Source organism: Microcoleus sp. S13C4, from assembly GCF_036700865.1.
In the GTDB taxonomy this organism is placed as follows: domain Bacteria; phylum Cyanobacteriota; class Cyanobacteriia; order Cyanobacteriales; family Microcoleaceae; genus Microcoleus.
In genome coordinates, this window is record NZ_JAUBPS010000055.1 from 1 (window position 1) to 23,342 (window position 23,342).

General features: G+C 45.6%; 23 protein-coding genes. 12 read left to right on the forward strand and 11 right to left on the reverse strand.

Annotated elements, in window-relative coordinates; genetic code table 11:
* Positions 1 to 411: 411 nt before the first annotated feature.
* The 3 genes from argZ to QT996_RS20745 form a co-directional block, all read right to left on the reverse strand.
* On the reverse strand, positions 412 to 2,526 hold the full coding sequence (gene argZ, locus QT996_RS20735) for a bifunctional arginine dihydrolase/ornithine cyclodeaminase (protein WP_333048641.1): 2,115 nt from the start codon (positions 2,524 to 2,526) through the stop codon (positions 412 to 414).
* Positions 2,527 to 2,904: 378 nt separating this feature from the next.
* Positions 2,905 to 5,667, reverse strand: coding sequence for a PAS domain-containing protein (locus tag QT996_RS20740; RefSeq protein ID WP_333048642.1), 2,763 nt, complete (start codon positions 5,665 to 5,667; stop codon positions 2,905 to 2,907).
* Positions 5,668 to 6,241: 574 nt separating this feature from the next.
* Positions 6,242 to 7,180: a glycosyltransferase gene (locus QT996_RS20745; protein ID WP_333048643.1), complete on the reverse strand. Its 939-nt coding sequence runs from the start codon at positions 7,178 to 7,180 to the stop codon at positions 6,242 to 6,244.
* Between the two features lie 313 nt (positions 7,181 to 7,493).
* Here QT996_RS20745 and QT996_RS20750 point away from each other — a divergent pair, with 313 nt between their 5' ends.
* Positions 7,494 to 8,702, forward strand: a complete 1,209-nt coding sequence (locus QT996_RS20750) for an argininosuccinate synthase (RefSeq protein WP_333048644.1) — start codon at positions 7,494 to 7,496, stop codon at positions 8,700 to 8,702.
* Between the two features lie 356 nt (positions 8,703 to 9,058).
* Here QT996_RS20750 and QT996_RS20755 read toward each other — a convergent pair whose 3' ends face one another.
* A complete protein-coding gene (locus QT996_RS20755) occupies positions 9,059 to 10,528 on the reverse strand; it encodes a GTP-binding protein (RefSeq protein WP_333048645.1) in 1,470 nt (489 codons plus the stop codon).
* A 179-nt stretch (positions 10,529 to 10,707) separates the two neighbouring features.
* On the opposite strand from QT996_RS20755, the gene QT996_RS20760 reads away from it, so the two are divergent.
* Complete coding sequence (locus tag QT996_RS20760; RefSeq protein ID WP_333048646.1) at positions 10,708 to 11,541, forward strand: CPBP family intramembrane glutamic endopeptidase; 834 nt, start codon at positions 10,708 to 10,710, stop codon at positions 11,539 to 11,541.
* An 81-nt stretch (positions 11,542 to 11,622) separates the two neighbouring features.
* Entirely contained in the window at positions 11,623 to 11,976 is a 354-nt protein-coding gene (locus tag QT996_RS20765) for an S-layer protein (protein WP_333048647.1), read from the forward strand.
* Positions 11,977 to 12,222: 246 nt separating this feature from the next.
* Here the strand turns inward: QT996_RS20765 and QT996_RS20770 are convergent, their stop codons facing one another.
* From QT996_RS20770 to psbH, 6 genes are all read right to left on the reverse strand, one after another.
* Positions 12,223 to 12,540 carry a helix-turn-helix transcriptional regulator gene (locus QT996_RS20770; RefSeq protein WP_333048648.1) on the reverse strand — a complete coding sequence of 106 codons (318 nt, stop codon included), beginning with the start codon at positions 12,538 to 12,540 and terminating at the stop codon, positions 12,223 to 12,225.
* A 127-nt stretch (positions 12,541 to 12,667) separates the two neighbouring features.
* A complete protein-coding gene (locus tag QT996_RS20775) occupies positions 12,668 to 13,036 on the reverse strand; it encodes a type II toxin-antitoxin system RelE/ParE family toxin (protein ID WP_333048649.1) in 369 nt (122 codons plus the stop codon).
* Positions 13,037 to 13,158: 122 nt separating this feature from the next.
* Positions 13,159 to 13,425 carry a DUF3146 family protein gene (locus QT996_RS20780; RefSeq protein ID WP_006633689.1) on the reverse strand — a complete coding sequence of 89 codons (267 nt, stop codon included), beginning with the start codon at positions 13,423 to 13,425 and terminating at the stop codon, positions 13,159 to 13,161.
* Entirely contained in the window at positions 13,422 to 14,084 is a 663-nt protein-coding gene (pth, locus tag QT996_RS20785; RefSeq protein WP_333048650.1) for an aminoacyl-tRNA hydrolase, read from the reverse strand. Before pth ends, QT996_RS20780 begins: the two co-directional genes overlap by 4 nt.
* Positions 14,085 to 14,342, reverse strand: coding sequence for a TatA/E family twin arginine-targeting protein translocase (locus QT996_RS20790; protein ID WP_333048651.1), 258 nt, complete (start codon positions 14,340 to 14,342; stop codon positions 14,085 to 14,087).
* Positions 14,343 to 14,493: 151 nt separating this feature from the next.
* Complete coding sequence (gene psbH / locus QT996_RS20795; protein WP_015176007.1) at positions 14,494 to 14,697, reverse strand: photosystem II reaction center phosphoprotein PsbH; 204 nt, start codon at positions 14,695 to 14,697, stop codon at positions 14,494 to 14,496.
* Positions 14,698 to 14,909: 212 nt separating this feature from the next.
* Between psbH and psbN the strand changes: the two genes are divergently transcribed.
* From psbN to QT996_RS20830, 7 genes are all read left to right on the forward strand, one after another.
* Positions 14,910 to 15,041, forward strand: a complete 132-nt coding sequence (psbN, locus tag QT996_RS20800) for a photosystem II reaction center protein PsbN (RefSeq protein ID WP_332958587.1) — start codon at positions 14,910 to 14,912, stop codon at positions 15,039 to 15,041.
* A gap of 244 nt (positions 15,042 to 15,285) precedes the next feature.
* On the forward strand, positions 15,286 to 16,386 hold the full coding sequence (aroC, locus tag QT996_RS20805; protein WP_190659307.1) for a chorismate synthase: 1,101 nt from the start codon (positions 15,286 to 15,288) through the stop codon (positions 16,384 to 16,386).
* A 1-nt stretch (position 16,387) separates the two neighbouring features.
* Complete coding sequence (locus QT996_RS20810) at positions 16,388 to 17,299, forward strand: MBL fold metallo-hydrolase (protein WP_333048652.1); 912 nt, start codon at positions 16,388 to 16,390, stop codon at positions 17,297 to 17,299.
* A 634-nt stretch (positions 17,300 to 17,933) separates the two neighbouring features.
* Positions 17,934 to 18,857: a hypothetical protein gene (locus tag QT996_RS20815; protein WP_333048653.1), complete on the forward strand. Its 924-nt coding sequence runs from the start codon at positions 17,934 to 17,936 to the stop codon at positions 18,855 to 18,857.
* Positions 18,858 to 19,709: 852 nt separating this feature from the next.
* Positions 19,710 to 20,309 (forward strand): class II aldolase/adducin family protein, encoded by a 600-nt coding sequence (locus tag QT996_RS20820; protein ID WP_333048654.1) that lies wholly within the window; start codon positions 19,710 to 19,712, stop codon positions 20,307 to 20,309.
* A gap of 262 nt (positions 20,310 to 20,571) precedes the next feature.
* The gene (locus QT996_RS20825) at positions 20,572 to 21,126 is read left to right on the forward strand and encodes an Npun_F5560 family protein (RefSeq protein ID WP_333048655.1); all 555 of its coding nucleotides are present in this window, start codon (positions 20,572 to 20,574) and stop codon (positions 21,124 to 21,126) included.
* A complete protein-coding gene (locus QT996_RS20830; RefSeq protein ID WP_333048656.1) occupies positions 21,119 to 21,769 on the forward strand; it encodes a hypothetical protein in 651 nt (216 codons plus the stop codon). Before QT996_RS20825 ends, QT996_RS20830 begins: the two co-directional genes overlap by 8 nt.
* A gap of 44 nt (positions 21,770 to 21,813) precedes the next feature.
* Here QT996_RS20830 and QT996_RS20835 read toward each other — a convergent pair whose 3' ends face one another.
* The gene (locus tag QT996_RS20835; RefSeq protein WP_333048657.1) at positions 21,814 to 22,158 is read right to left on the reverse strand and encodes an STAS domain-containing protein; all 345 of its coding nucleotides are present in this window, start codon (positions 22,156 to 22,158) and stop codon (positions 21,814 to 21,816) included.
* Positions 22,159 to 22,290: 132 nt separating this feature from the next.
* Between QT996_RS20835 and QT996_RS20840 the strand changes: the two genes are divergently transcribed.
* A complete protein-coding gene (locus tag QT996_RS20840; protein WP_333048658.1) occupies positions 22,291 to 22,449 on the forward strand; it encodes a hypothetical protein in 159 nt (52 codons plus the stop codon).
* Positions 22,450 to 22,506: 57 nt separating this feature from the next.
* Entirely contained in the window at positions 22,507 to 23,130 is a 624-nt protein-coding gene (locus tag QT996_RS20845) for a DedA family protein (RefSeq protein ID WP_333048659.1), read from the forward strand.
* The last annotated feature ends 212 nt before the right edge of the window (positions 23,131 to 23,342 follow it).

Consider the following 23,342-nt stretch of genomic DNA (forward strand, 5'->3'; position numbering starts at 1 on the left):
TTAATAATTAAGTGGGGTCGTAAAATCAAAAATAAGGGCAATGCGTGTATCACAGTTTAAATGTGCAACAGCTTAGAATGGCAAAATACGCTAAATTCACCGGAATTTATCTCTGGTTTAAAACGGCTTATTTTTCACGAGTACGACTCTGAAGTAATCCTCGATACGATCTGGATTGCCAAAGCTAAAGTTTCGCTAGTTAATGTAGGGTGCGTCAGGTAAGATTATTTCCGATGCAAATCAACAATCTCAAAACTGACGCACCTCGCCAAACGGTGCGTCAGAAATATGCTTTCCGTACAACTTGAAAATCTCAAATCTGACGCACCCTACTAAACATCGCAAGAATTGCCTGTCTGGAACAGGCAGGATGCCTGTTCAACAATTATGGGAGATGTCTACTAGCTAAATCTAAACAGATTGAGTTACATGATGGCGGCTAGTCAATTTATCCAATTGATTCACCAACAAACTCAGGAACAATCCCACATCGGTAACAACACCAGTAGATTCGATCGACCCCCGATCACTCAATTTCGTCACCACCGCCGGATTAATGTCCACACAGACCATCTTCACACCAGCCGGCGTCATATTTCCCACACCAATTGAGTGCAGCATAGACGACAGCATTAACACCATATCTGCACCGCGTAACAGCTCAGTATATTCTTCTTGAGCCTTAACTAAATCCATTTGCGTGTCGGGAAGTGGGCCATCATCGCGGATCGAACCGGCAAGAGAAAACGGTATATTGTTCTTTACGCACTCATACATCACACCGTTAGTAACCAGGCCTGCTTCAACAGCTTTTGCAATACTCCCGTAACGCCGTACAGTGTTAATTATTTTCAAGTGATGCCGGTGTCCGCCGCGCACAGCTACACCGCGTTTCATATCAACCCCTAAAGAGGTTCCCATATTCGATTGTTCCATGTCGTGAACTGCGATCGCATTTCCGCCCAACAAGGCTTGCACGTAACCTTCGCGAATCAAATGCGCTAAATGTTCGCCACCCCCAGTGTGAATGACAACAGGCCCTGCGGTAACTACAACTTTGCCACCTCGATCGCGAATTTGGCGCAATTCCCAGGCTACTTGTTCCACCACCAATTCTACGCGGCGCTCGCTAGAAACGCTGCCGGACATAAAGCTAAATTCTTGAGAATTGCGCTGTTCCCGCGATTCTGTTTTGCGGATGGTGCGGATGCCGACCACATCAACAACGACTTTTTCTCCTACTTTTAAATCGCGCAATAATTTGCATTTAGCCACTGGGCCTTCTGCCGTTTCTGTAATAGCTACTGCTCCATCCATCCGCTGATTTTGTACCTTCACCCACTGGTTATTTACCCGCACTTCGGTGGGATAAATCGTACTCACATAAAAGTCGTCCGGGCCGACGCCATCTTGCACTACCGGTTCTAAAATAGCGTCGCAAATCTCTTGCGGCGGGGGGACGGCACCCAAATCAATCAGCAGTCCCATGATTTCTTCCATCACATCGTGGGAAGGAGCCGAAACTTTAACGTCCGCACTGGATGTGCTTTGCCGCTGCTCTCCTAAATTGAAATTGAGGACTTGGAAACTGCCGCCGTTTTCGATAATTAAGTCTAAAGCGCGGCTGATTAAACCAGCATCGAGCAAGTGACCTTCCATGCGAAGGGTGCGGCTTTCTACCATCACGTTTGCCGATCGATCTTCTTGCACCGGTTCCGTTACCCGCAGCGTCAAACACTTACAGGCGCCGCCCGCTTTCAGAAATTCGGTCATCGGCGTTTCAATTACTTGAAAACCGGCCTGAGTAATGCGCGTTTTCAAGGCTTCGCTAACCTTGTTCATTACCACAACTTTGTCAATATTGACGGCATTGCAGGCAAAATTTGCGGCATCGGCTTCTTCAATGGCAATGCGTTTTTCCGGCGCAACTCGCATTTCAATTAAGCGGTTGGAGTAGGAGTCAAATGCTGCTGGATAGTAGAGCAAATAGCCGCCTGTCAAGGGACAAAAACAGGTGTCTAGGTGATAGAAACGTTCGTCCACTAAACGCAGCGAAAGCACTTCAATGTTGAGCCATTTTGCTAGTAACGGGTGCGAGTCGAGTTCGGAACGGAAGCCGTATCCGGCCCACAACCAGCGTCCTTCGCGATCGAGCAAAGCATCGCCAGCGCCCTCAAACGGCAAGTCTTTCGGGAGTTCGTGCACGGTGAAACCTTTGCTTTCAAACCATGCTTTGAAATAGGGTTCTTCGCCTTGGCGTTCTTTGTGATAGAAACGGCTGAGGACGAAAGTATTGCCTAAAAGTAAGCCTGCGTTGGCGGTGAAAACCATATCCGGCCAGCCTTTTGCGGGCGGTACGAGGTCTACAACGGCGTTGTCTTTGAGGACGTGGTAAAGTTTTTCCCACTGTTCGACGGCGCGATCGCGCGATGATTTGTGTACGTTGCCCTCCATCCACGGATTAATCACGTAATCCACATCGTAGTGGTCAGGAGCACACATGAGGAAGCGAATTGAGTCAGTCATAATTCAGTTAAAATGTGGTAGACGCTACAGCAGACGTATGTTGACAGAGTTTGTATAATAGCAACTGTAATATTCACTACTAATTTTAACAGCGCAACGCCTGGAGCCTCAAAAGGCTAACTCTTTATTATATCATCTTTAAGATGAGATTACACTAAATGACAGACCGTTCGCAGGAAATACTGGTGAAAATGTCAGGTTATGACGCACTCTAAAATAGGTTCTGATAGACGATTAATACGAGTTCCGTTGAATTGCCCCCAGTCTTACAGTAGGGGAGGGTTTAGGCTCTTCTCTGGCTTATATTTATAGATGGTTGGTGAACCAGCCACTACAAAAATTATGGTTAATTTACCGCCCATGATTTAACCGCTTATCCTAACTTTTAACTTTCAACTTTTGCGAAATCGGCAGTTTGATCGCAAATTCTGTTCCCCGGCCAACTTCTGAATGACACTCCAGCTTACCGCCGTGGGTGTCTTTAACAATTTGGTAACTAATCGATAACCCCAAACCAGTGCCGCTGCCGATCGGTTTGGTAGTAAAAAATGGGTCAAACATCCTTGACTGAACTTCGGGACGGATACCGGGCCCGTTGTCAAAAATCCGCACACACACTTGATTTTCGTTGCTGACTTCAGTAACAATGCGAATTTGGTTAATTTTGCAAGTACAGCTTGCTGATGACTCTTCCACAGCGTCGATCGCATTCAACAACAAATTCATAAATACCTGGTTTAATTGAGCCGGATAACACTCGACTTTTGGCAGTGTGCCGTAATTTTTAATAAGTTCAATTTCCCGACGTTGTTGCTGTGACTGTAATCGGTGCTGCAAAATCACCAAAGTGCTCTCTATCCCTTCATGAATGTCTATTACTTTGCGAGCTGTTTCATCGAGTCTCGAAAAGTTTCGCAAAGACAGCACTATCTGCTTAATTCGGTTAGCACCTTCTTGCATTGAAGCCATGACTTTCGGAAAATCGTCAGCGATAAAATCTACCTCGATTTCCTCCAATTCTTGAGCTATTTCGGGAACTGGTTCTGGATAGTGTTGCTGGTAGAGATCGATCACTTTTAGCAAATCGCGAGCATACTTTGCCGCAGGAATAATATTGCCGTAGATGAAGTTGACAGGGTTATTAATTTCGTGGGCAACTCCCGCTACCATTTGCCCGATACTTGACATTTTTTCGGATTGAATGAGCTGGGATTGAGCATTTTTTAAGTATTCCAGAGTTTGTTCTAACTGTTGCGCTTTTTCCCGTTCTCGCAGTTCGCTAAGCCGCAAAGCTGCTTCTGCTTGTTTGCGATCGCTAATATCCATTACGGTTCCCAACAGTTTGATTACTTCCCCAGTTTCGTTAAAAACAGCTTCTCCCCTTCCTTCCACGTATATGATATGACCGCTAGGATGAAAAAATCGGAACTCTCTTTTGTAGGAAATGCCTTGTGAGATAGTGAGGGTGACAGTTTGTTGGAACAAGTCTCTGTCGTCGGGATGACACATTTGTACAAGTTGGGCAGATGTCGGTTCAGTTGCACTTGAGTCAAGACCAAAAATGCGGAATACTTCTTCTGACCAAGTAATTTTATTGGTGACTAAATCAAATTCCCAACTGCCGATATGGGCAATTTTCTGGGCTGCTGCTAGACTAGCTTCGCTCTGTTGAAGTTTAAGTCGCTGTTGTTTATCTTGTTCGAGAAGATTGGCTTGAGCGATCGCAATTCCCATTTGTGCTGCCACAGCTTTCAATAATCTGATCTCATCTTGTGTCCAGTTACGCGGGGAATCGTACTGGTGCAAGCATATCATTCCGTTGGCTTTTCCCTGGTAGGAAGTGCGGATGGATATCATCGACTTCAAACCTATTTGACCGCACAAATCTCTGACGTTTTCTAGCAGGGGTTCGGAAAAAACATCGTCAGAAACTACAGCTTGCTCTTGGGACAATAAAAACTGAACGTGAGGATTGCCCTGTACGGGAATTTCTAAATCTAAAAGCGATTTTGAGGCGGCTTTTCTGTACTCAGCGACATTAAAAATTCGTGGAACTGGGTGTTCTGTGTAGGTATGAATCAAGCAGCAATCGGCATTAAAAATGCGACCTATTTGAGCCGTTGCTGTTTGAAAAACTTGATCTTGATTTAAGCTGTAGCGTATTTCGAGAGTAATTGTTTCTAAGAGAAATCTTTGCTTAATTTGCCGCTCCAAAGCAGCTAAAGCTGTTTTAAGTTCGAGTTCTGCTTGTTTGCGATCGCTAATTTCAGCAGCAGTTCCCAAAATTTTCCAAGGTTTGCCCTGCGCTGTTCTGGCAAAAACGCTCTCCCGACTGCAAAACCACCGATATTCACCATTCTTGTGCTGTATCCGGTATTCAAAATCAAAGCTTTCGCCATCTTTTGCTGTCTCAATTTTTTTTCTTTGTTCTGAGAATGCAGGGATATCGTCAGGGTGTATTAACTTAGGAATAAATGTAGCTGCCATCTCCTGTATTTCTTCAAACGTGTAGCCAATATCGCTATAAATTTCGCGGTTGACGTAGAGACTTCTCTCTTCTATCAAATCGTAAACGTACAATAGATTAGGATTCGTTTTAATTACTGCCGACAGCCAGTGCTGGCTTTCTCGTAGTTGTGCTTCGATCCGCTTGCGTTCTTCTATTTCAGCTTCTAGCAGCGCATTTTTTGCTAAAAGTTCCTTAGAAAGCCGACTGAGCAGCAGTTGATTTTCGACGCGAGCCACGACTTCTTCTATTTCAAACGGTTTAGTAATGTAGTCTACCGCCCCCAGCGAAAAAGCTTTGACTTTATCAAAAACTTCATTTAAAGAGCTGATAAATATCACAGGAATATCTTTCGTTTTCGGAGACGCTTTTAGCTGTTTGCAGACTTGATAGCCATCCATACCGGGCATCATGATGTCCAGCAAAATCAAATCCGGTGGACTGGATAGAGCAAAGTTGAGAGCCAATTTGCCATCTCGTGTCGGCCGCACTTTATATCCCCGCTTAGACAAAATCCGGGATAAAAGCCGCAAGCTTTCTGGATTGTCGTCTACCATTAAAATATTTTCTTGTAAAGCAGTGTTTGGAAGTCGAATTGTTTCTCGTCTTGGATTTTTGTCGTCAGTTGTATTCACAGCAGACCCTCAAATTATTCAAATTTTTTATGTGGGAATATTTTTAAGTCATTAACCATTTGTAGCTAACAATTTCAGGTAAACCAGCACCCCTCTTGGGTTGATAGCACACTCCTAAATTATCTGTAATTATATCAAAAATAAGAAGAGTGGGAAAATGTGTGGAAATCTAATTATCGCAGCCCATCAAGAAAACAGCCGAGATTCCTCAAATCACAGGCTCAGCAAGCAACTTTGATTAAAGGTAAAATTTTTACAATGTCTAGAAACCGATTTCGCCTGCCTTTACCTGGTGGCTCGCTATTGTGTTTTCTAAGCAAATATCCTTAGTCGAAATGACAATTAAAACACCCCCTGATCGGTGGTGTCAACTTAAGACTAAAATCCTTTGTTTCTCTAGTTTGTATCCAAGTCTTGAGTCCGCTAAGCCCCCTTTCTTAAGCCAGGCTAGGAGAATTTAGGCATAAGTGTAAAACAGTATACCGTTACTACATTTGAGCTTAAGTTGACACCAATGGGTTCTGAAACACTCCTACAATATCTTATATTTTATTGGCACCCTCCGGCGGCAGATTTATGGTGTCTTTGTCTCGGCCTGCAATTCCCCACAAGCGGCGTACACGGCTTTCACGTTATACCAATTCAGAAAAATCCGAGCGATTTCTAAAGCTAACTGCGGCTTACCTTGGTTAATCAACCATTGCAAAAAAGGAGTCATCGTCCGCTCGTTCAGTATTCCGCCCAATGATAAAAATCCCCACAGTATTTGGTGCAAAACAGTCATTTGAATCATCATCCGCACTTCCCAACTTGGGTGTTTTTGATAAAACAAAACTCCCATTCTCCCGCGTTGAATTTCTCGGTCAATCATGCCCGGAATTTGCTCTAAACTAAAAGGTGGATGCCAGTGATAGCCGACAGCAGCCGGACATTTAATCAGTTTTAAACCTAATTCTTTCAACCTGACACCCAATTCTAAATCTTCCCATCCGTAGAGTTGAAAGCGAGTGTCAAAGAGTCCAGCAGCCAGCAGCCAGTGGCGCGCGATCGCCACATTTCCTGTAGCAAAATAAGCAGCCGAAAAATCCGTTATTTTGTAAGGTTCCGAAGTAGGATTCTCGAAATTGCAAGTATTAATCACACTCCCGTAAGTAAAAACCGCATCCGTATCTTTGTAACCCTGTAGCAAAGCATCTGCGTGTGCTTGCAAAAAATGCTCTGTTACCACCAAATCGCTGTCAATAAAAATAATCGTATCGCCCTTAGCATCTTCAACGCCCAAATTCCGGGCAGCGGCGGGGCCTTGGTGACATTGGGCGATCGATCGCACATGAGGCAACAAGTCAGCATTTGCCACCAACCACTCCAGCGTCCCGTCCGTCGAGCCGTCGTCCACGACAATTACTTCATACTCTCTGACAATCTCACCGAACTGCTGATTTTCCAAAGCCAGTAGACATTTTGCCAAAATCGGTTTACGATTATACGTCGGAATCACAACACTAAAAAACACGGTTTTTCCCCATTGCCACAGTTACCGTATCCCACGGTAGCAGATTTTTCGCAGCAACTCCCCCGCCAAATAGCCAAGTTTAGCAAAAAAAGAATATATAAATCTGTACTATTTCTGACAAGAATCGATCTCAATTAGGTGCATAATGAAAAGTCGGTTAAATCGGATATCTTGCACCATTCTCAGAAACAGCCTTTCTGGCCTGTTCCACACAAATTAAATTTTCTTGTGGGTTGGGCTCTTCTAGCCCGCCCCGGAGCGGGATTATAGTAAATGGTGCAAGATGTCAGTTAAATTCAGGATGTAAATAGCAATGAGTCGCGCTAAAAAAGTTGTGCTAGCATATTCCGGCGGAGTCGATACCTCCGTCTGCATTCCTTACCTCAAAAACGAGTGGGGTGTGGAAGAGGTAATTACTCTGGCTGCGGATTTGGGACAGGGAGACGAATTAGAACCGATCCGCAAAAAAGCTTTAGCATCCGGTGCTTCGGAATCTTTAGTTATTGATGCTACCGAAGAATTTGTCAAAGACTATGCGTTTCCAGCGATTCAAGCTAACGCACTTTACGAAAACCGTTATCCCCTTTCGACGGCGCTGGCTCGCCCGCTGATTGCTAAATTGTTAGTAGAAGCTGCGGAAAAATACGGTGCAGATGCGATCGCCCACGGTTGCACAGGTAAAGGAAACGATCAGGTACGGTTCGATGTGTCGATCGGCGCGCTCAACCCCAAGATTAAGATTTTAGCACCAGCGCGGGAGTGGAAAATGAGCCGCGAGGAAACGATCGCATACGGCGAGAAATGTGGCATTCCATCCCCCGTGAAAAAGTCTTCCCCTTACAGTATCGATCGCAACTTATTGGGAATGGCAATTGAAGCCGGAATCCTCGAAGATCCGTGGGCGGAACCGCCGGAAGAGGTGTATTTGATGACAAAGGCGATCGAGCAAACTCCCGACACACCCGAGTACCTAGAAATCGGTTTCAATTGCGGAAATCCTGTCAGTTTGAACGGCAAAGATTTATCACCAGTCGCCCTAATTTCCCAACTCAACGAAATAGTTGGAAACCACGGAGTCGGCCGGATTGACATGATTGAAAACCGCTTGGTCGGGATTAAATCGCGGGAAATTTACGAAACACCAGCGATTTTAGTTTTGATGCAGGCGCACCGAGACTTAGAAAGTTTAACGCTGACAGCAGATGTAACGCGGTACAAGCGCGGCATCGAAGAAACCTACAGCCAAATGATTTACAACGGTCTTTGGTACAATCCTTTGAAAACTGCTTTAGACGCATTTATTCAGGACACGCAAAAGCGAGTAACTGGAACCGTGCGGCTCAAACTCTTCAAAGGAAATGCGACAATTGTTGGCCGCAAATCTGACAATTCTCTGTACAGTTTCGACTTAGCAACCTACGGCGCAGAGGACGAATTCGATCACAAAGCGGCAGAAGGATTTGTCTATGTTTGGGGTCTACCAACCCGCATTTGGTCGGAGAAAAATAGAGGTCATAAATAGGAGCGAATTAGGGTTGAAAACTTGATATTAACCCGCCGAAGCGAATTCGGATTAAAAATTCGATCTTAACCCGCCGAATCGAATTGGCGGCTACACAAACAAAGTCCGCCTTCACGGAATTAGAGTAGGGTGTGCACAGCACACCTTATTTACCGCAATCGCCCAACCTCTGCCAATTTCCTAAGTCATGAGTTAGTAAGATACAGTAATAATTGGTAATTGGTAACAGGTTGTTATCCTAATAATTTGTTAAATTGTCTTCACACAAATTTAGCTTTGAGGTAGGGGTTTAAACCCCTGCCGGATTGCGGTAGGGCTGCGCCAGGATTGCTGGGTCAACGTAAAACAGCCGATCGCTAAGATTTCTGTTTTTCCACACTTCCCAAATCCAACTTAGCCCGCAACTCCCCCTTAATCCGATTTAAAATAGAATCCTCATCCAAAGAAGACAAAATCTTGCTCACAACAGCTTTTGGCCCATCATCTCCCCAAGAAGCACCATTAGCCAAATAAGCCTTAGTAACTTGACCGATTCCGTAGGAAGAAACCCCCGCGATCGCAGCTTGCGTCACAGCCACAGACAAATAAGGCCCTAAAGCCAAACCCCCCGTCGCTGGCGTCGCCAAACCCAACAATCCTTTCAACGAGCTCAAACCAAAATTAGCCAACAATTCGCCCGCAGTAATTCCCCCCATACTAATCGCAATCTTTTGCAGCAATTCCACCGCGCCCGCTTCCGTCATCGCAATGCCGTAAACTTTAGATAAAGTTAAGATCATCACCACATCAATTACCGCACCGCTGAGGATATCAATTACAGTAATTGGATTAAGTGCGATCGCCACAGCTTTAGTCATTACCGCGTTCCAGATAATTCGATTAGCCGCCTCATCTCGAATCTCCATTTTTCGCTGCACCAACTGCTCGTTAATATCCCCTGCACAGAGCATCGTATTCAGCGCGACCAAAGATTTGCCTTCTCGGTCTAAAATCTCCAAAATCTTTAATTTTAAATCTTGCACTTGTGGCAAACTGCGAGTCATTTGCACGCCCATACTTCCGTCGGGACGGCGCACCGCCCTCGCCGTCAAAGGCGAAGCCGCCGCCATCACAATTTCATCGGGAGACAACAATTCTCTCACGCGGTCGTCTCGAATTTTATGATAAATTGCCAGCCTGTCTGCATCAGGATACTGGTCAATTTTATTAAACACTAATAACATCGGTTTTCCGGCTTCCCGCAACTGCGAAAGTGCTGCGTATTCGACCTTTGTAATGTCGCCAGCCACCACAAACAAAATCAAATCTGCTTGTTTAGCAACGCGGCGGGCTAAAAGTTCGCGAGTTTCGCCGTCAACTTCATCTATTCCCGGAGTGTCGATTAATTCAACTTGCGACAAACGGTAAATAACTGGCGAAAGTCGTAGCGTAGCGGGGCGTAAGCCATCGGGCAAATTCTCATCAATTCCCTCTCCGACATCCCACTGGCCGATAGTCGTCGTGCGAGTCACCCCGTGAGTCGGGCCAGTTTCAAACACATTTTGACCTAGCAGCGCGTTCAAAACCGAAGATTTTCCCCTTCCCACCATCCCAAACACAGCTATTTGCACGCAAGCGCGCTCTAGCTTGTCGAGCATTTTCTCCAACCCGCCAATTTCCGGTTCCAGTCCAGTTCGCTCTTGAACTGTCAAGTCGAGATTTTCTACTATATCTCGCAGAGCATCTTTAGCGTGGCGCAGGTTGAGTTCTGCCTGAATGTCTGCGAAGCTTAAAATTGTGTCATCTAATTCGCGATCGACATTTGAAAAATCCGAGGCTTCAGTCATTGTTACCTGATGTTATAGCTTTGCTTCACTTAAAGTTTCAACCGATATGATGCCATTCTAGCTTTTTCCGTCTGCTTTGTACATTAGGGGTACGGCAATGGTGTGTTTATAATCCGGGTGGGGACACAGAAATGCTGTGTCCCTACAGATATCATGTAAAACCTGTTTAATTTACAACAATGATTAACCGCCTCAAAATAATAGCCAGTTATCCATTTCCTTTACGTGTGATAATTTTCCTATTAATTTTGCTAGCAATTTGGCTGCCGCTAGCCGCACCAATTTATCTCTTAGTTAAAGATAGCAACCTAGCCACTATTCTGACAATGGGATTGTTATTTACTGAGTTTCTGTGCCTAGTACCGCGCTGGGGAAAACAGGTTTACGGACAAACCCAATTACTCAAAAGTTACGGTTTAATCAATACGCGAAAAAACGGTTTTGAGCTTTTAATCGGATTGGCGATCGGGCTTTTGCTTACTTTCAGCTTATTTGCGGTGCAAGGGCTCTTCGGCTTAGTCGCATGGCAAAATTCTGATAATTTGCCTAGAATCCTCGCAGAAGGGCTGTTAAGCGCCCTTGGAGTTGGTTTTGCAGAGGAGTTGGTATTCCGTGGTTGGTTGCTGGACGAGTTGCAGCGGGATTACAATTATAAAATATCTCTGTGGGCGAATAGCTTGGTGTTTGCCCTATCTCATTTTATCAAACCTGTCGCAGCAATGCTGCGGAGTTGGCCGCAGTTTCCGGGGTTGTTGTTGCTGGGTTTGATTCTGGTTTGGGGAAAAAGATCGCGCCAAAATCGCCTCGGTTTGTCGATCGGGCTTCATGCAGGTTTAGTCTGGGGATATTACATCATTAACATCGGGCAGTTAGTGCGATATTCGGGATCTGTACCCGACTGGGTGACAGGAGTTAACGGCAATCCGCTAGCTGGGGCGATCGGGCTGTTGTTTTTGAGTGTCTTGGCCTTGGGAATGCGAAAAATGTCTGAACATTCCAAAGGTTTCGAGTAAGGACGAAGAGTCCTTATTTGCCACAACTTTGAGGACTAAATTCCTCACTACCACCCAACTAATTCAGAAATTTATAAACTTATGAAACTCAACATCTTTGGCACTGCTGCACTGTTAATTTACACAGGTTTGTTAGCTCCGGCAAACGCACAAAATACCGCACAAGTCAAGCCAAATAATTCTTTAGTTCAAGTGCAGAAAACGCGAGAACAAGTTCTTAATGCTTGCATCCAGAATCAGGTTGAAACCCTGCCAAATCCTTTTACCGATGTACCTTCCAATCACTGGGCTTACAAAGCTGTTTTGACAATGTATTATTGCGGGGCTTACCGAGAAGGGACGCCACCTGCTTTAATTAAAGAATCACTGGAATCGGGACCTCCTACTAGAGAAAGTTTGCCTTCCCGATTCCCTTTTCCCTTCCCATTACTATGATTTTAAAACTCAGCAGCAGGCAACCCCAGAACAAATTCTCCCTGCTTGCGTGCAGAATCAGGTTGAAACCCTGCCCACTGCTTTTACCGATGTACTTTCTTATCAGTGGGCTTACAAAGCTGTTTTGACAATGTATTATTGCGGGGCTTACCGAGAAGCGACGCCACCTGATTTGCTGACAAACCGCCGATTTATAAAAGTGAATGCAAATAAGGTGAATTATAGAAAAAAGTGACTGTTCAGATATCAGATGCTAACAACACTAATTCCTGCGGTAGCGGGCGATTCGAGCTTTTGCTTCACCACAATTTGCACATCGCACCCTAACGCATTTAAAAATCGAAACAACCTTTCTGTTGAAAAACCTGTTAGCTTTCCTCTCATCAACGCTGACACCTTTGGCTGGTCAATTCCTAATACTTCTGCTGCTTGAACTTGATTTAGTTTCTTTTGACTAACGATCTCAGTTATCTGGCGTACCAATTCAGCCTTCATCAGCATTTCATCAGAATTAGGCATACCCAAATCAGCAAATATATTCCCACTACTAACTTGAATATCCATCTCCTTACTCATGATTTCCCCCTTTTTTACCTGGTCTTAGTTATTCCTGAAAAAGTAGTGATAAGAAGCCGTCTATTTCCACCTTATTTAGAAATATAAGCACATCTTATCACTACTGATTCCAGTGTTACTTACTCTTGAACTCTTCGTAATGCTCTTGAGCTCGTTTTAGCCTTTCTTCGATTAACTTAATATCTTGTTGTGGTGTAGCAATTCCTTTTTTAGACTTTTTCTGAAAAGCGTGCAAAACATATACTGTATCTCCAAACTTTACCGTGTAAACTGCTCGATAGGTATCCCCATCATAGTCATCGGTAATTTCTAAAACTTTTGCACCTCCAAACCCTTTGAGAGGTCTAGCAGATTGGTGTTTTTCTCCTGTTTGTGCTAGATACAGAGCATAGCCCATGATGTCATGTACATCTTCAGGAAATTCTTTAAGATCGTTCAGAGAACTTCCGATCCATACAATAGTTTTGAGTGAGAGGTTTCTCATGTTTCCAGTATTTTATGAATAATTTTTTTCTCATTGACGGATTCCTGTTGTTTACGACTACACTTCTATTATGCTAGATTTAGCATAAAGTGTCAAGAGTTATTGCCAAATAAATATCAATATTAAAACTGAGCCCGAACCGTAAACGAATAATCCCCACCTGGTTCTAATTGATAATCCCATTTTTCCAGAAAGCGGTGCAGCGGTTCCTGAATCAATGCCCTACCCTGAGAAGGCTCAAGTATCAGTGTTTTTTCTGACGTGAAACGCCACTGAAACTGCCACTCAAAATTGCCGGCAGTCACTTCACCCTCAATCGTGCCTTTTTGCCAAGATTGGCCAGTAACCCGGACATATGCAGTTGTTTCAGGCAAACGTCTCGAACTCACCTTTTTGTTTCCGCGTTTGTTTCTGCAATTGTGCGACTATTGTAAAGGCTCATGGCTTTTTCTACTCCTTGGTGCAGACTTAGTTCCACAGCTTCTACAACCAGTTTAAGCACTTTTTCTACTAACTGACTTTCCTCTGAGGAAAACTTTCCTAACACGAAGGAAATCGTATCTTTCTCATTTTTAGCAGCATCGTTTTGAGGTTTTCCAATGCCAATCCGCAAGCGGGGAAATTTGTCTGTGCCCAAATGAGAAATTGTCGATTTCATGCCGTTGTGTCCGCCGGCTGAACCGGCAAGCCGCATTCTCAATTTCCCGATCGGCAAATCCATATCATCGTATACTATTAATACCGACTCCGCCGGTATTTTGTACCAATCCGTCGCCGCCCGAATCGCTTGACCGGATAGATTCATGTAAGTAAGCGGTTTCAGCAAACGGATTTTCTGTCCCCGCGGCCGGTTTCCCTCGCCAAATATGCCTTGAAATTTGCGATTTTCCGACAGCGAAATCTGCCAAGATTTAGCCAAGGCATCGACAGCATTAAAGCCTATGTTGTGTCGGGTGCGCTCGTATTTAGGTTCGGGATTTCCCAACCCAACTATTAGCTGGGGAATCACTAACTCCGCTGGTGTTTCCGACTTCTGAGTGTTGTTCATTTAACTGTCTTTGCTATCTTCCTTGGGAGTAGCCGCTGCGAGTTTTTCAGTTTCCGGTTTGCTAGTTGCTACTGCTTCTTCTAACTGCTTGGCTTCCCGTGTGAACTCCGACTCAAAATCCCGCGAAGCATCTTGAAAGCCCCGAATTGCCTTCCCCATACTCCGGCCGATTTCGGGTAATTTTTTCGGGCCAAATACCAATAGGGCGATCGTAAAAATAACTGCCATTTCCGGCAAACCAATGCCAAAAATATTCATGGTTTTTCTCCTGCAATCTATTTAATTAGTTACTGTTTAATCAGGGAGCGCGCAACTTGAAAGGGTAAGGGAAAATGGGGCAACTTAACTTTTGCCCTTTCTCCTCTACCCTCAATTTTTACTTTTAGCCTTACTGTTTTGTGATCAATTTTTAGCGGCCTAGGCTCGACCAATCCATATCCACACTCTCCAGAATCAGAGAAGAGTTGTAGATTTGCAAAATAATCAACAAGAACACGAAAAACAGTCCAATGAACACGCTCATCAATAGCGTGGTTCCCCAGCCGGGGGCTACCTTGCCGTATTCTGAGTTAAGGGGTTTGAGTATATCTCCTAACCAAGTCCGTTGTGCCATAAGTCACCTGCAATGAATCTCTACAGAAAAGTTTGACATATTTCTACCGCTAATTGCGATCGCAATTTCTCAGAAATGCGGGAACGGGACTCGGACAACGGGGAATGGGGGTTGGCTGCCATACCGTAGAGCGCCTAAAATCACTAGACTTTCAGACGGATTGTTATTTTTTGTAATATTATAGAGTGGATCACTCATAATCGATCAAAAATATGGAACCTGCAGCAGTTCTCGGCATTTCTCTCGGTATGTGTCTGGTGGCAATCACCGGTTTCTCGATCTACACCGCTTTCGGCCCTCCCTCTAAGGAATTGAGAGATCCTTTTGAAGAACACGAAGACTAAAGAAGAAGGAAGACACAACACGGATTCGGACACGGATACACGGATAAATTTAAGTGTGTTTCCAGATATCTCCTATTCTCTGTCTCTCCCTCTCTCCCTGGTAGATATTCTTCTAGGGGTGGGAAGGGAGTGATGCTGCGGGGCGATCGCCTGTGGCCTACTGGTCAATGGTATATTTTTCAGAAATACAGTAAATCTCTATTCCATTTAAGCTAAAAATTATTAAGTTTCAGGGAAAAGCATAATGGGCAATACCTTTGGGCATTTATTTCGGATCTCGACATTTGGAGAATCTCACGGCGGCGGTGTGGGAGTAGTAATTGACGGTTGCCCGCCCCTGGTATCGATCGACGCATCGGAAATTCAAGCCGAACTCGATCGCCGCCGCCCCGGCCAAAGCAAAATTACGACACCTCGCAAAGAAGCAGATACCTGCGAAATTCTCTCCGGGGTGTTTGAAGGCAAAACTTTGGGAACGCCGATCGCAATTTTAGTCCGCAATCAAGATACTCGCCCCCAAGATTACGGCGAAATGGCGACAACTTACCGCCCTTCTCACGCTGACGCTACCTACGATGCCAAGTACGGAATTCGTAACTGGCAAGGCGGAGGTCGATCGTCCGCGAGGGAGACAATAGGTAGAGTAGCAGCAGGGGCGATCGCTAAAAAGATTCTCAAACAAGCAGCAGGAGTCGAAATAGTCGGCTACGTCAAACGCATCAAAGACTTAGAATGTGTCGCCGACCCGGACACTGTTACCTTAGAACAAGTAGAAAGCAACATCGTCCGCTGTCCAGATGCCGAATGTGCCGAAAGAATGATTGAACTGATCGAAAAAGTTCGCGACAGTGGAGATTCGATCGGCGGTGTAGTCGAATGCGTCGCCCGCAACGTACCCAAAGGCCTAGGAATGCCCGTATTCGACAAACTCGAAGCCGACTTGGCCAAAGCCATCATGTCCTTGCCCGCCAGCAAAGGCTTTGAAATTGGTTCCGGGTTTGCCGGGACTCTGCTCAAGGGCAGCGAACATAATGATGAATACTATACTGATGATAAGGGTGTAATTCGTACAGTGACGAATCGCTCTGGCGGAATTCAGGGTGGGATTGCTAACGGCGAAAATATCATTTTGCGGGCGGCATTCAAGCCAACTGCAACAATTCGCCAGCAGCAGCGCACCGTTACCCGAGAGGGCGAAGAAACGCTGCTGGCTGCCAAGGGACGGCACGACCCTTGCGTGTTGCCAAGAGCTGTGCCAATGGTGGAAGCGATGGTAGCTTTAGTGTTGTGCGACCATCTACTGCGCCATCACGGACAATGTGGAACCTTAAAGCCTGAATTTTAAAATGGAAATCAGCTTGTCCTCTGTAGCGGCAACTCCCCTTGATTGCCCTCAACCCTCCGAATCAATAAAAGGTATAGATGATTTTGTAGTACAGTTTTGGGGCGTGCGGGGCAGTGTTCCGACACCCGGACAGGAAACTGTTCGCTACGGCGGCAATACTTCTTGTTTGGAAATGCGAGTCGCTGGCAAACGCTTGATTTTTGACGGCGGAACAGGCTTGCGGATGCTGGGAGACCAGTTGGTGCAAGAAATGCCCGTGCAAGCTTATATGTTTTTTACCCACTATCACTGGGATCACATTCAAGGTTTCCCGCTGTTCGCCCCAGCTTTCATCCGCGGCAATAGCTTTGATATTTACGGGGCGACTCCGCCGGATGGAGATTGCATGAAAAGGCACTTCGTCGAACGGGTACTCCACTCGAATTCGCCGGTGCCGCTGATGGGTTTGCAGGCAGATTTGAATTTCTACGAACTCAATCACAACCAGACGATGATGCTGGACGATATTGAGATTAGGACGGGTTCTCTGAATCACCCCAATACTGCTATGGGATATAGGGTGACTTGGCAGGGACGATCTGTTGTTTATTGTTCGGATACTGAACATTTTCCCGATCGGCTAGATGAGAATGTCTACAATTTAGCCCTCGACGCTGATGTGCTGATTTACGATGCGATGTACACAGACGAGGAATATCACAACCCCAAGTCTCCGAAGGTGGGTTGGGGACACTCGACTTGGCAGGAAGCGGTGAGAATGGCTAAAGAGGCCCGGGTGAAACGAGTGGTGATTTTTCACCACGATCCGGCTCACACAGACGATTTTCTCGATCGCATCGCCGAAGACGTGCAAATTGCTTTTCCGAAGGCTGTCATGGCACGCGAGGGTCTTATTTTGCCGATCGGCTTCTGAACATTCGCCTAGGCGAGTTCGATCGAACCATCAACCGATCGAACCATAATTGTTATGTGAATATGTGGATCTGGGGGCGAAACCAGCTCCACAATTTTTTTTAATACGCAGCAAACTCTTAACTGCATGGTATAATTCTTGCTTGTTAAGTTTTTAGGTCGAGTATTTAAGGTTTTTTTTATTCTTCAACCGCGTCCGCAAGACGCCAAGACGTAAGATAATTGGAGAATTGCCAAGGGTGAAAAGGAGACTGTTTTGAATGTCAACAAACACGGGGAGGCGAGGCGATCGCACGCCAGAGTGCTAGTCTGATGCCAGTAGACTTCCAGAAGCCTTGTTACAGATTAATTATTAAGGACAAAAACTGAAGTTATAGCTCGGATCAAATAAAAGCGCGATCGGTTTTTTCGGATCATGAATATTGACAACTCTCAAAAGCTAATAGCTTTTAGGTAGAAGCTGAGAAAATTTTCAGCAGTCAATTTGACTAACCAGAAAGAAACGATGGCTCTTGGGTTTGGCATGAGCTGCGGCAAGCGAATGTTATGACTTGACTATCAAAATGGGAAATTTACGTTTTAGATCTTCAGCACATCAATACAGATGGATTGCCTTAGGCAGTTTTGCTGTAATTATGGGTATTTCAGGCGCCCTGGCCTACCGCCTCGCCCCGCCCCCCGGATTCCTGGCTCAAGGCACTCTCTCTTCTAATAATCCGCCAGTCAAATTTTCGAGTACGGGCACGACAATTCTCAAGCAGGGAGAGCAACTCACCCCAGAGGTTCTGCTGGCAGATAATGTTGTCAAAGCAGTGGCAGATGCAGTTAAGCTGTCGCCTCAGCAAGTTCGACAAAATGCTAGTGTCAAGATTTCTAAGCCGGAACAACCCCTAGAGATTGTTGTTGGGTATCGCTCGCTCGATCAGGAGCAAGCTATCCAAACGGTGGATATGTTGATGAAGGGCATGGTGGAAAAAAGCCGCCTGATTAACAGATATCGGTGGCAATCAGTCAATCAGTCGCTCAATCAACGCTTGGCACAAGTCACTCAAGACCTGAAACAAGCTCAGCAAAAACTCGACCAATATGAAAGAGAACGCGCTCGCCTGTTGCAGCAAATGAAGCTTCAGCAAGACTTTTACAACAAAACTCAGCTTGCAATGGCGGATACGCAAGCTTCGGAAAAAGAAATGGTTAGCAGTTTGGCCGCCGCTACAGTGCCACAAATTGTGGCGACCCCCACGAGCGATCCGACAGTGCCTCTGATTTTGGGAATTGGCTTGCTGTTGGCGATTTTGGTCAGTCGCGGTTTGATTCCTTCAGTGGCGGATTGGAGGTACAAAGCAGCTTTTCAGCGAGAAGAGAGCGAAAGGCTCCAAAGTGCTTTGTACCGACTGATCAAAGAAGGTCGCGGCGAAATAACTCTGGTGCGGTTTGCGATGGAAACGCGGCTGTCGCCGGATGTGGCTCAACGTTTTTTGAACCAACAAGCTGAAGTTTTTAATGCCAATTGCGAAATTAAAGACGACGGCAGTATCTTGTATCACTTCCACATTTAAAGGGCTGCGAGCGATCGCGCTGCACAAAAAAATTTAGCCGATGGGCCCTGACTGCTCGATCGGCTTGTTTTTTTCTTAATAGGACTTATATCAGGTTCGGTTGATCGACTATCCCCCTCTAGGTAGGCCCGGGTTCACGGGTTCTATAACTTATACTACTACTACAGATTTTGGTAAACCCGCCGACGCGAGCTGGCGTTGCGGTGATTTTACCCGACATGATATTACGCTCAGCCCGGTTTCTTAGGTTGTAAGATGCCCCGGAGCTAAAAATTCCTCGCTCGACAGAGGTCTGGACTAACGTAGAGCACCCGAAGATTGTGCCAGTTCGTCCCAGACTGGCTAAAAAATATTTTTTTTGTGTTCCGCTTGCTTCTGACTTAAATTATCTATAATCAAAAAAAAATAAGTAAATGTACGGTTGCTTTTTACCGGAGTTACCGAATTAAGGGGTACTTTGTCCTTAAATATTTGTTAAGGTAGAGCTCAACTCAGTAGAAATGCTGTAGTATAGAGCAATAACCGATTCAGGGAGGTTATGTAGTTTCACATCAGAAACTTGAGAGCGGGCAAGAGCCCGGAGTCAAACTCCCCTAAGGAAAGTGTACGTTTTCATATTGAACTTTTGTAATCACCTAGAGGCTAAACCATGATTTTTGGAATAATTGGTTCTACTTTCGTAGCTTACTTTTTGCTAATGTCGATCGCTAATTACGGCGACACTGGAATGTAGATTAGTTAAGGCACTTATGCACCGAGACATAAGGCAGCAAGCAAAAAAAGCTGTTTGACAACTTCGATTAAGTCTCAGCTTGGGCCATGTCTGTTCTGTAAGCTCGGACAGAAAAATCGATGGATGAAGGAGTCGTTAAGTACCGCTGTGACTGGGAAAAAGCAGACCCTGTACCTGCCCGGAACATAGCAGATTTGATGGACTGGCGCGATCGGCTCCACGCGTGGGGATTAATTGGCGTCTACGAAAATGGCATAGGGTTTGGCAACGTCAGCGTCAGACTAGGCAATTCTTGCCAATTCGTGATTTCGGGAACCCAAACTGCACACTTAAGGGTTCTCGGGCCAGAATCCTACTGTACTGTTACCGAATTTAACTTAGAACAAAATTTCCTCGGCTGCAGGGGTCCCGTACAAGCTTCGTCGGAGTCCCTGACTCACGCCGCCCTTTACCTTCACAGAAAGGATATGGGCGCAATAATTCATGTCCACAATCCTAAACTATGGCAGCAACTGCTGTTTAATATTCCTACTACTAGAAAAGAAATACCTTACGGCACTCCCCAGATGGCCTTAGAAATGTTTAGACTTTTTGAGGAGGAGAATTTGGCACAGCGCCAAATTCTGGCGATGGCAGGTCACGAGGACGGCATTATCTGTTTTGGCAGCACCGTGGACGAAGCTGGCAAAGTGCTTTCGGCTGTGATTGGTTACACATGATATCTTGCACTATTCTCAAAAAAAGCTAAGAAACCTGGTTTATTGACAAAAAACCTAGGATTTTACCTGTGTCTATGGCAAGAAACTTAGGTGGTGACGTGGATGCCTGATTTGAGTTAGACTGAGGTTTACGCTTGACCTCGGGTCACTGACTCGATTTAGCCTAATGGGTTCAAAACTTTTGAAGTGCCTCTTGCCTCTGCGGTAAGGGAAAGATATTTTTAAAGAGAAACACATTATATAACAAAAGCTGAGAGTCATCGTGAATCAAACTAAACTTGTAAGCTCCAAAGAATTGCAATCAGAGGTCTCTCGTCTCACCGAAGAGCTGCAAATGCGCGACCAATTGGTGCAGCAGTTGTCTCAAGAACTTTTCAGACTGGTGAAGGGCAATTCTAGTTTTGTGCCGGCCCCGGAAGTTTCCGATCGCCACCAAGCTCAAATGCAGGCGATGCGGGAACAACTACAAGCTGTTGAGGAACAGGTGGGTTTTTATCAGGAACAAATCGCAGAGCGGGATGCTGAGGTTTACCAACTGCGGCAGTCGGTGCAAGAATTGACCGATCGCTCTCGGATGCTAGAACAGGTGGTTCAGGAATTACCAGGGGTTTACCGCCAGAAGTTTGCCGAGCGCATCGAGCCGATTAAGGAAAAGTTGGAGCAACTGCAAAAGGAAAACCGCCAGTTGCACACAGAGTTGCAAAGCGTAACTTACCGTCTGGCTGTGCGGAACCGCAAAGCTAAGGGCCTGGATCTGCCGAGTGTCGATGCTGAGGATGATCGGGGAATTCAAATGCCGAGCTTTGGCAATGTCTAAGGTTTTGATTGTGGCGGGTGGTGAGAATGATCCGGCCGCAAGTCTCAAGGCGGCGATCGCTCAATCTCATCCTTTAACTGAAGTCAATATCTGTGGGGTTTCTGAACTCAATTCTGGCACGATCGCTCCGGGTGGGGCTATATTTTGTCCTTTGACGCTGAATGTGCCAGAAAATGTGGCTTTTCCGGCTCAAGAAGTGTTTCGATTTTGTAGCAATGTTTCGGTGGCGCGCGATCGAGTGTCCCAGGAGTTGCTTTTTCCCGTCGGCGGTGGCAATTTTTGGCTGCCTGTGGTGTTGACGGCAAAGGGGCCACTGTATGCTGAGGTGATCGCTGGGGAACCGGACAAGCTGTCTGGCGAGTTGAGTTACTCTCAACCGGTGCATTTGTCGGATGTTTGGCGACAGCAGTTGTATGAGTTGGCTTACCGCTTGCTGAATCTTTTAAATGCGCCGCCGGCGACTTATTTGATGCAGTTCGGGTTTTTAGGGGAAAGGATTTGTTTCGATCGACTTTGGCCTTTTCCGGCTGCACCTGCGATCGCTTCTGTCGGCGTTCAAGTACCGGATTTATTTGTTTGTCATTGGTATTGTTTGACAAATAAACCTATTTATGATATAGAAATTAGCTCTGCGGTTGCTTGAAGTCTCTGGGAAACTTGAGATTTAAACTCGGGATCTCATTTTAATCAAGCAACTAAAGCCGGAGTTTCAGTGGAGATAACTTGCTCGAAACTCTCGAAGATTTCAAAGAGTTGGTCGAGTTGAGTAATTTCAAAAATTAGCTTGACTGTGGCTGAGAGGTTGCAGATGACGAGGCGGCATCCACGGTGGCGGGCGGCGTTGAGTCCGCCGACTAAGGCGCAGATCCCGGAACTGTCGATGAAATCTACGGCGGCCATGTCTATTACCCAGAGTTTGTGGCGATCGGGCACAATCTCGGCTAGCTGTTGCTGGAGGAGGCTGCCGGCTTGGGAGTCGAGGCAGTTGTGAGGTTGAAGGACGATGGGTGGGTTGAAGTTGGGAAATTCCATAGCAGTTATCCTACGATCGTAAAGTATGAACAAGTTAGTTTAGTTGCTGACTCTCTTGAGAGAGTCAGGGGATTTCAGCGTATGTTTTAGGATGGGCGATCGCCCTTGTGGGAATCGGTGGGGAGAGCCGTTGTGATAAATTTAGTAGGAAAGTGGCTAGCGATCGCGCGGAAGGCAACCGCAACAATTCTCTATTCATCTAGTATGCCTGAAAGCTTAATTTTTAGTTTAGCCAGCGATCGCGACAACAGTGTGTTCTTCATCACACCGAAAGATTGCACTATTGGCTGAATCGAGCCAATATATAAATGTATTGAGCTTTGCAAAAGTTTACGAAGGCAGTATCGAATGTCTTTTGAGTTTTTATCGTTAGAGACTATTCAGCAGTTTGCGCGTGATTACGGCTACTGGGCAGTATTTCTGGGAATTTTGCTGGAAAATCTGGGAGTTCCTCTTCCCGGCGAGACTATTACGATTGCTGGCGGGTTTTTAGCTGGCAGCGGGGAGCTGAATTACTGGTTTGTACTCGGCAGTGCGATCGGTGGTGCGACTGTGGGCGGAAACCTTGGTTATGCGATCGGCAGGTACGGTGGCTGGCCACTGCTGCTGAAGCTGGGACAATTTTTCCGCTTTCGAGAAGAACAACTGTTTGACTTAAAAGAACAGTTTAGCAAAAATGCAGCTAAAGCCGTATTTTTGGGCCGTTTTATCGCATTGCTGCGAATTTTTGCTAGCCCCCTAGCGGGTATTGCAGAAATGCCTTTTTGGAAATTTTCGCTGTTCAATGTTCTGGGTGCTGCAAGCTGGGCATCGGTAATGGTGAGTTTATCCTACTTCTTGGGACAAGTTGTGTCTTTAGAGAAATTGGTAGCTTGGGCAGCTCAATTTGCGGTATTTGCTTTGCTGTTAGCAGTTGCTTGGATTGCAATTCCTATTTGGTTGGAGTCGCGTAATTTGGACAAGACTAAATAAGATTGGTGGTTAGACTTTTTGCAAGATTTATGGATTTTCTGTTTTTAACCGCAGATGAACGCAGATATTATCTATTTTTGCAAAAAGTCTAATGGCAGCCTATTAATAAGTCAGGAATTCAGTCCTCAAAATCATCAAGTTGGTTACGTGTCTAGATTCTCTGGATATCCCTGAATGCACCAATGAAACACCTTATTTACGATGCAACCCAA

Excerpts from the sequence above, each read along its gene's own strand:
- argZ (WP_333048641.1), bottom strand. The coding sequence starts at position 2,526 with ATGACTGACTCAATTCGCTTCCTCATGTGTGCTCCTGACCACTACGAT.
- QT996_RS20750 (WP_333048644.1), top strand. The coding sequence starts at position 7,494 with ATGAGTCGCGCTAAAAAAGTTGTGCTAGCATATTCCGGCGGAGTCGAT.
- QT996_RS20755 (WP_333048645.1), bottom strand. The coding sequence starts at position 10,528 with ATGACTGAAGCCTCGGATTTTTCAAATGTCGATCGCGAATTAGATGAC.
- QT996_RS20760 (WP_333048646.1), top strand. The coding sequence starts at position 10,708 with ATGATTAACCGCCTCAAAATAATAGCCAGTTATCCATTTCCTTTACGT.
- QT996_RS20765 (WP_333048647.1), top strand. The coding sequence starts at position 11,623 with ATGAAACTCAACATCTTTGGCACTGCTGCACTGTTAATTTACACAGGT.
- QT996_RS20770 (WP_333048648.1), bottom strand. The coding sequence starts at position 12,540 with ATGGATATTCAAGTTAGTAGTGGGAATATATTTGCTGATTTGGGTATG.
- QT996_RS20775 (WP_333048649.1), bottom strand. The coding sequence starts at position 13,036 with ATGAGAAACCTCTCACTCAAAACTATTGTATGGATCGGAAGTTCTCTG.
- pth (WP_333048650.1), bottom strand. The coding sequence starts at position 14,084 with ATGAACAACACTCAGAAGTCGGAAACACCAGCGGAGTTAGTGATTCCC.
- QT996_RS20790 (WP_333048651.1), bottom strand. The coding sequence starts at position 14,342 with ATGAATATTTTTGGCATTGGTTTGCCGGAAATGGCAGTTATTTTTACG.
- psbH (WP_015176007.1), bottom strand. The coding sequence starts at position 14,697 with ATGGCACAACGGACTTGGTTAGGAGATATACTCAAACCCCTTAACTCA.
- psbN (WP_332958587.1), top strand. The coding sequence starts at position 14,910 with ATGGAACCTGCAGCAGTTCTCGGCATTTCTCTCGGTATGTGTCTGGTG.
- aroC (WP_190659307.1), top strand. The coding sequence starts at position 15,286 with ATGGGCAATACCTTTGGGCATTTATTTCGGATCTCGACATTTGGAGAA.
- QT996_RS20810 (WP_333048652.1), top strand. The coding sequence starts at position 16,388 with ATGGAAATCAGCTTGTCCTCTGTAGCGGCAACTCCCCTTGATTGCCCT.
- QT996_RS20815 (WP_333048653.1), top strand. The coding sequence starts at position 17,934 with ATGGGTATTTCAGGCGCCCTGGCCTACCGCCTCGCCCCGCCCCCCGGA.
- QT996_RS20820 (WP_333048654.1), top strand. The coding sequence starts at position 19,710 with ATGGATGAAGGAGTCGTTAAGTACCGCTGTGACTGGGAAAAAGCAGAC.
- QT996_RS20830 (WP_333048656.1), top strand. The coding sequence starts at position 21,119 with ATGTCTAAGGTTTTGATTGTGGCGGGTGGTGAGAATGATCCGGCCGCA.
- QT996_RS20835 (WP_333048657.1), bottom strand. The coding sequence starts at position 22,158 with ATGGAATTTCCCAACTTCAACCCACCCATCGTCCTTCAACCTCACAAC.
- QT996_RS20845 (WP_333048659.1), top strand. The coding sequence starts at position 22,507 with ATGTCTTTTGAGTTTTTATCGTTAGAGACTATTCAGCAGTTTGCGCGT.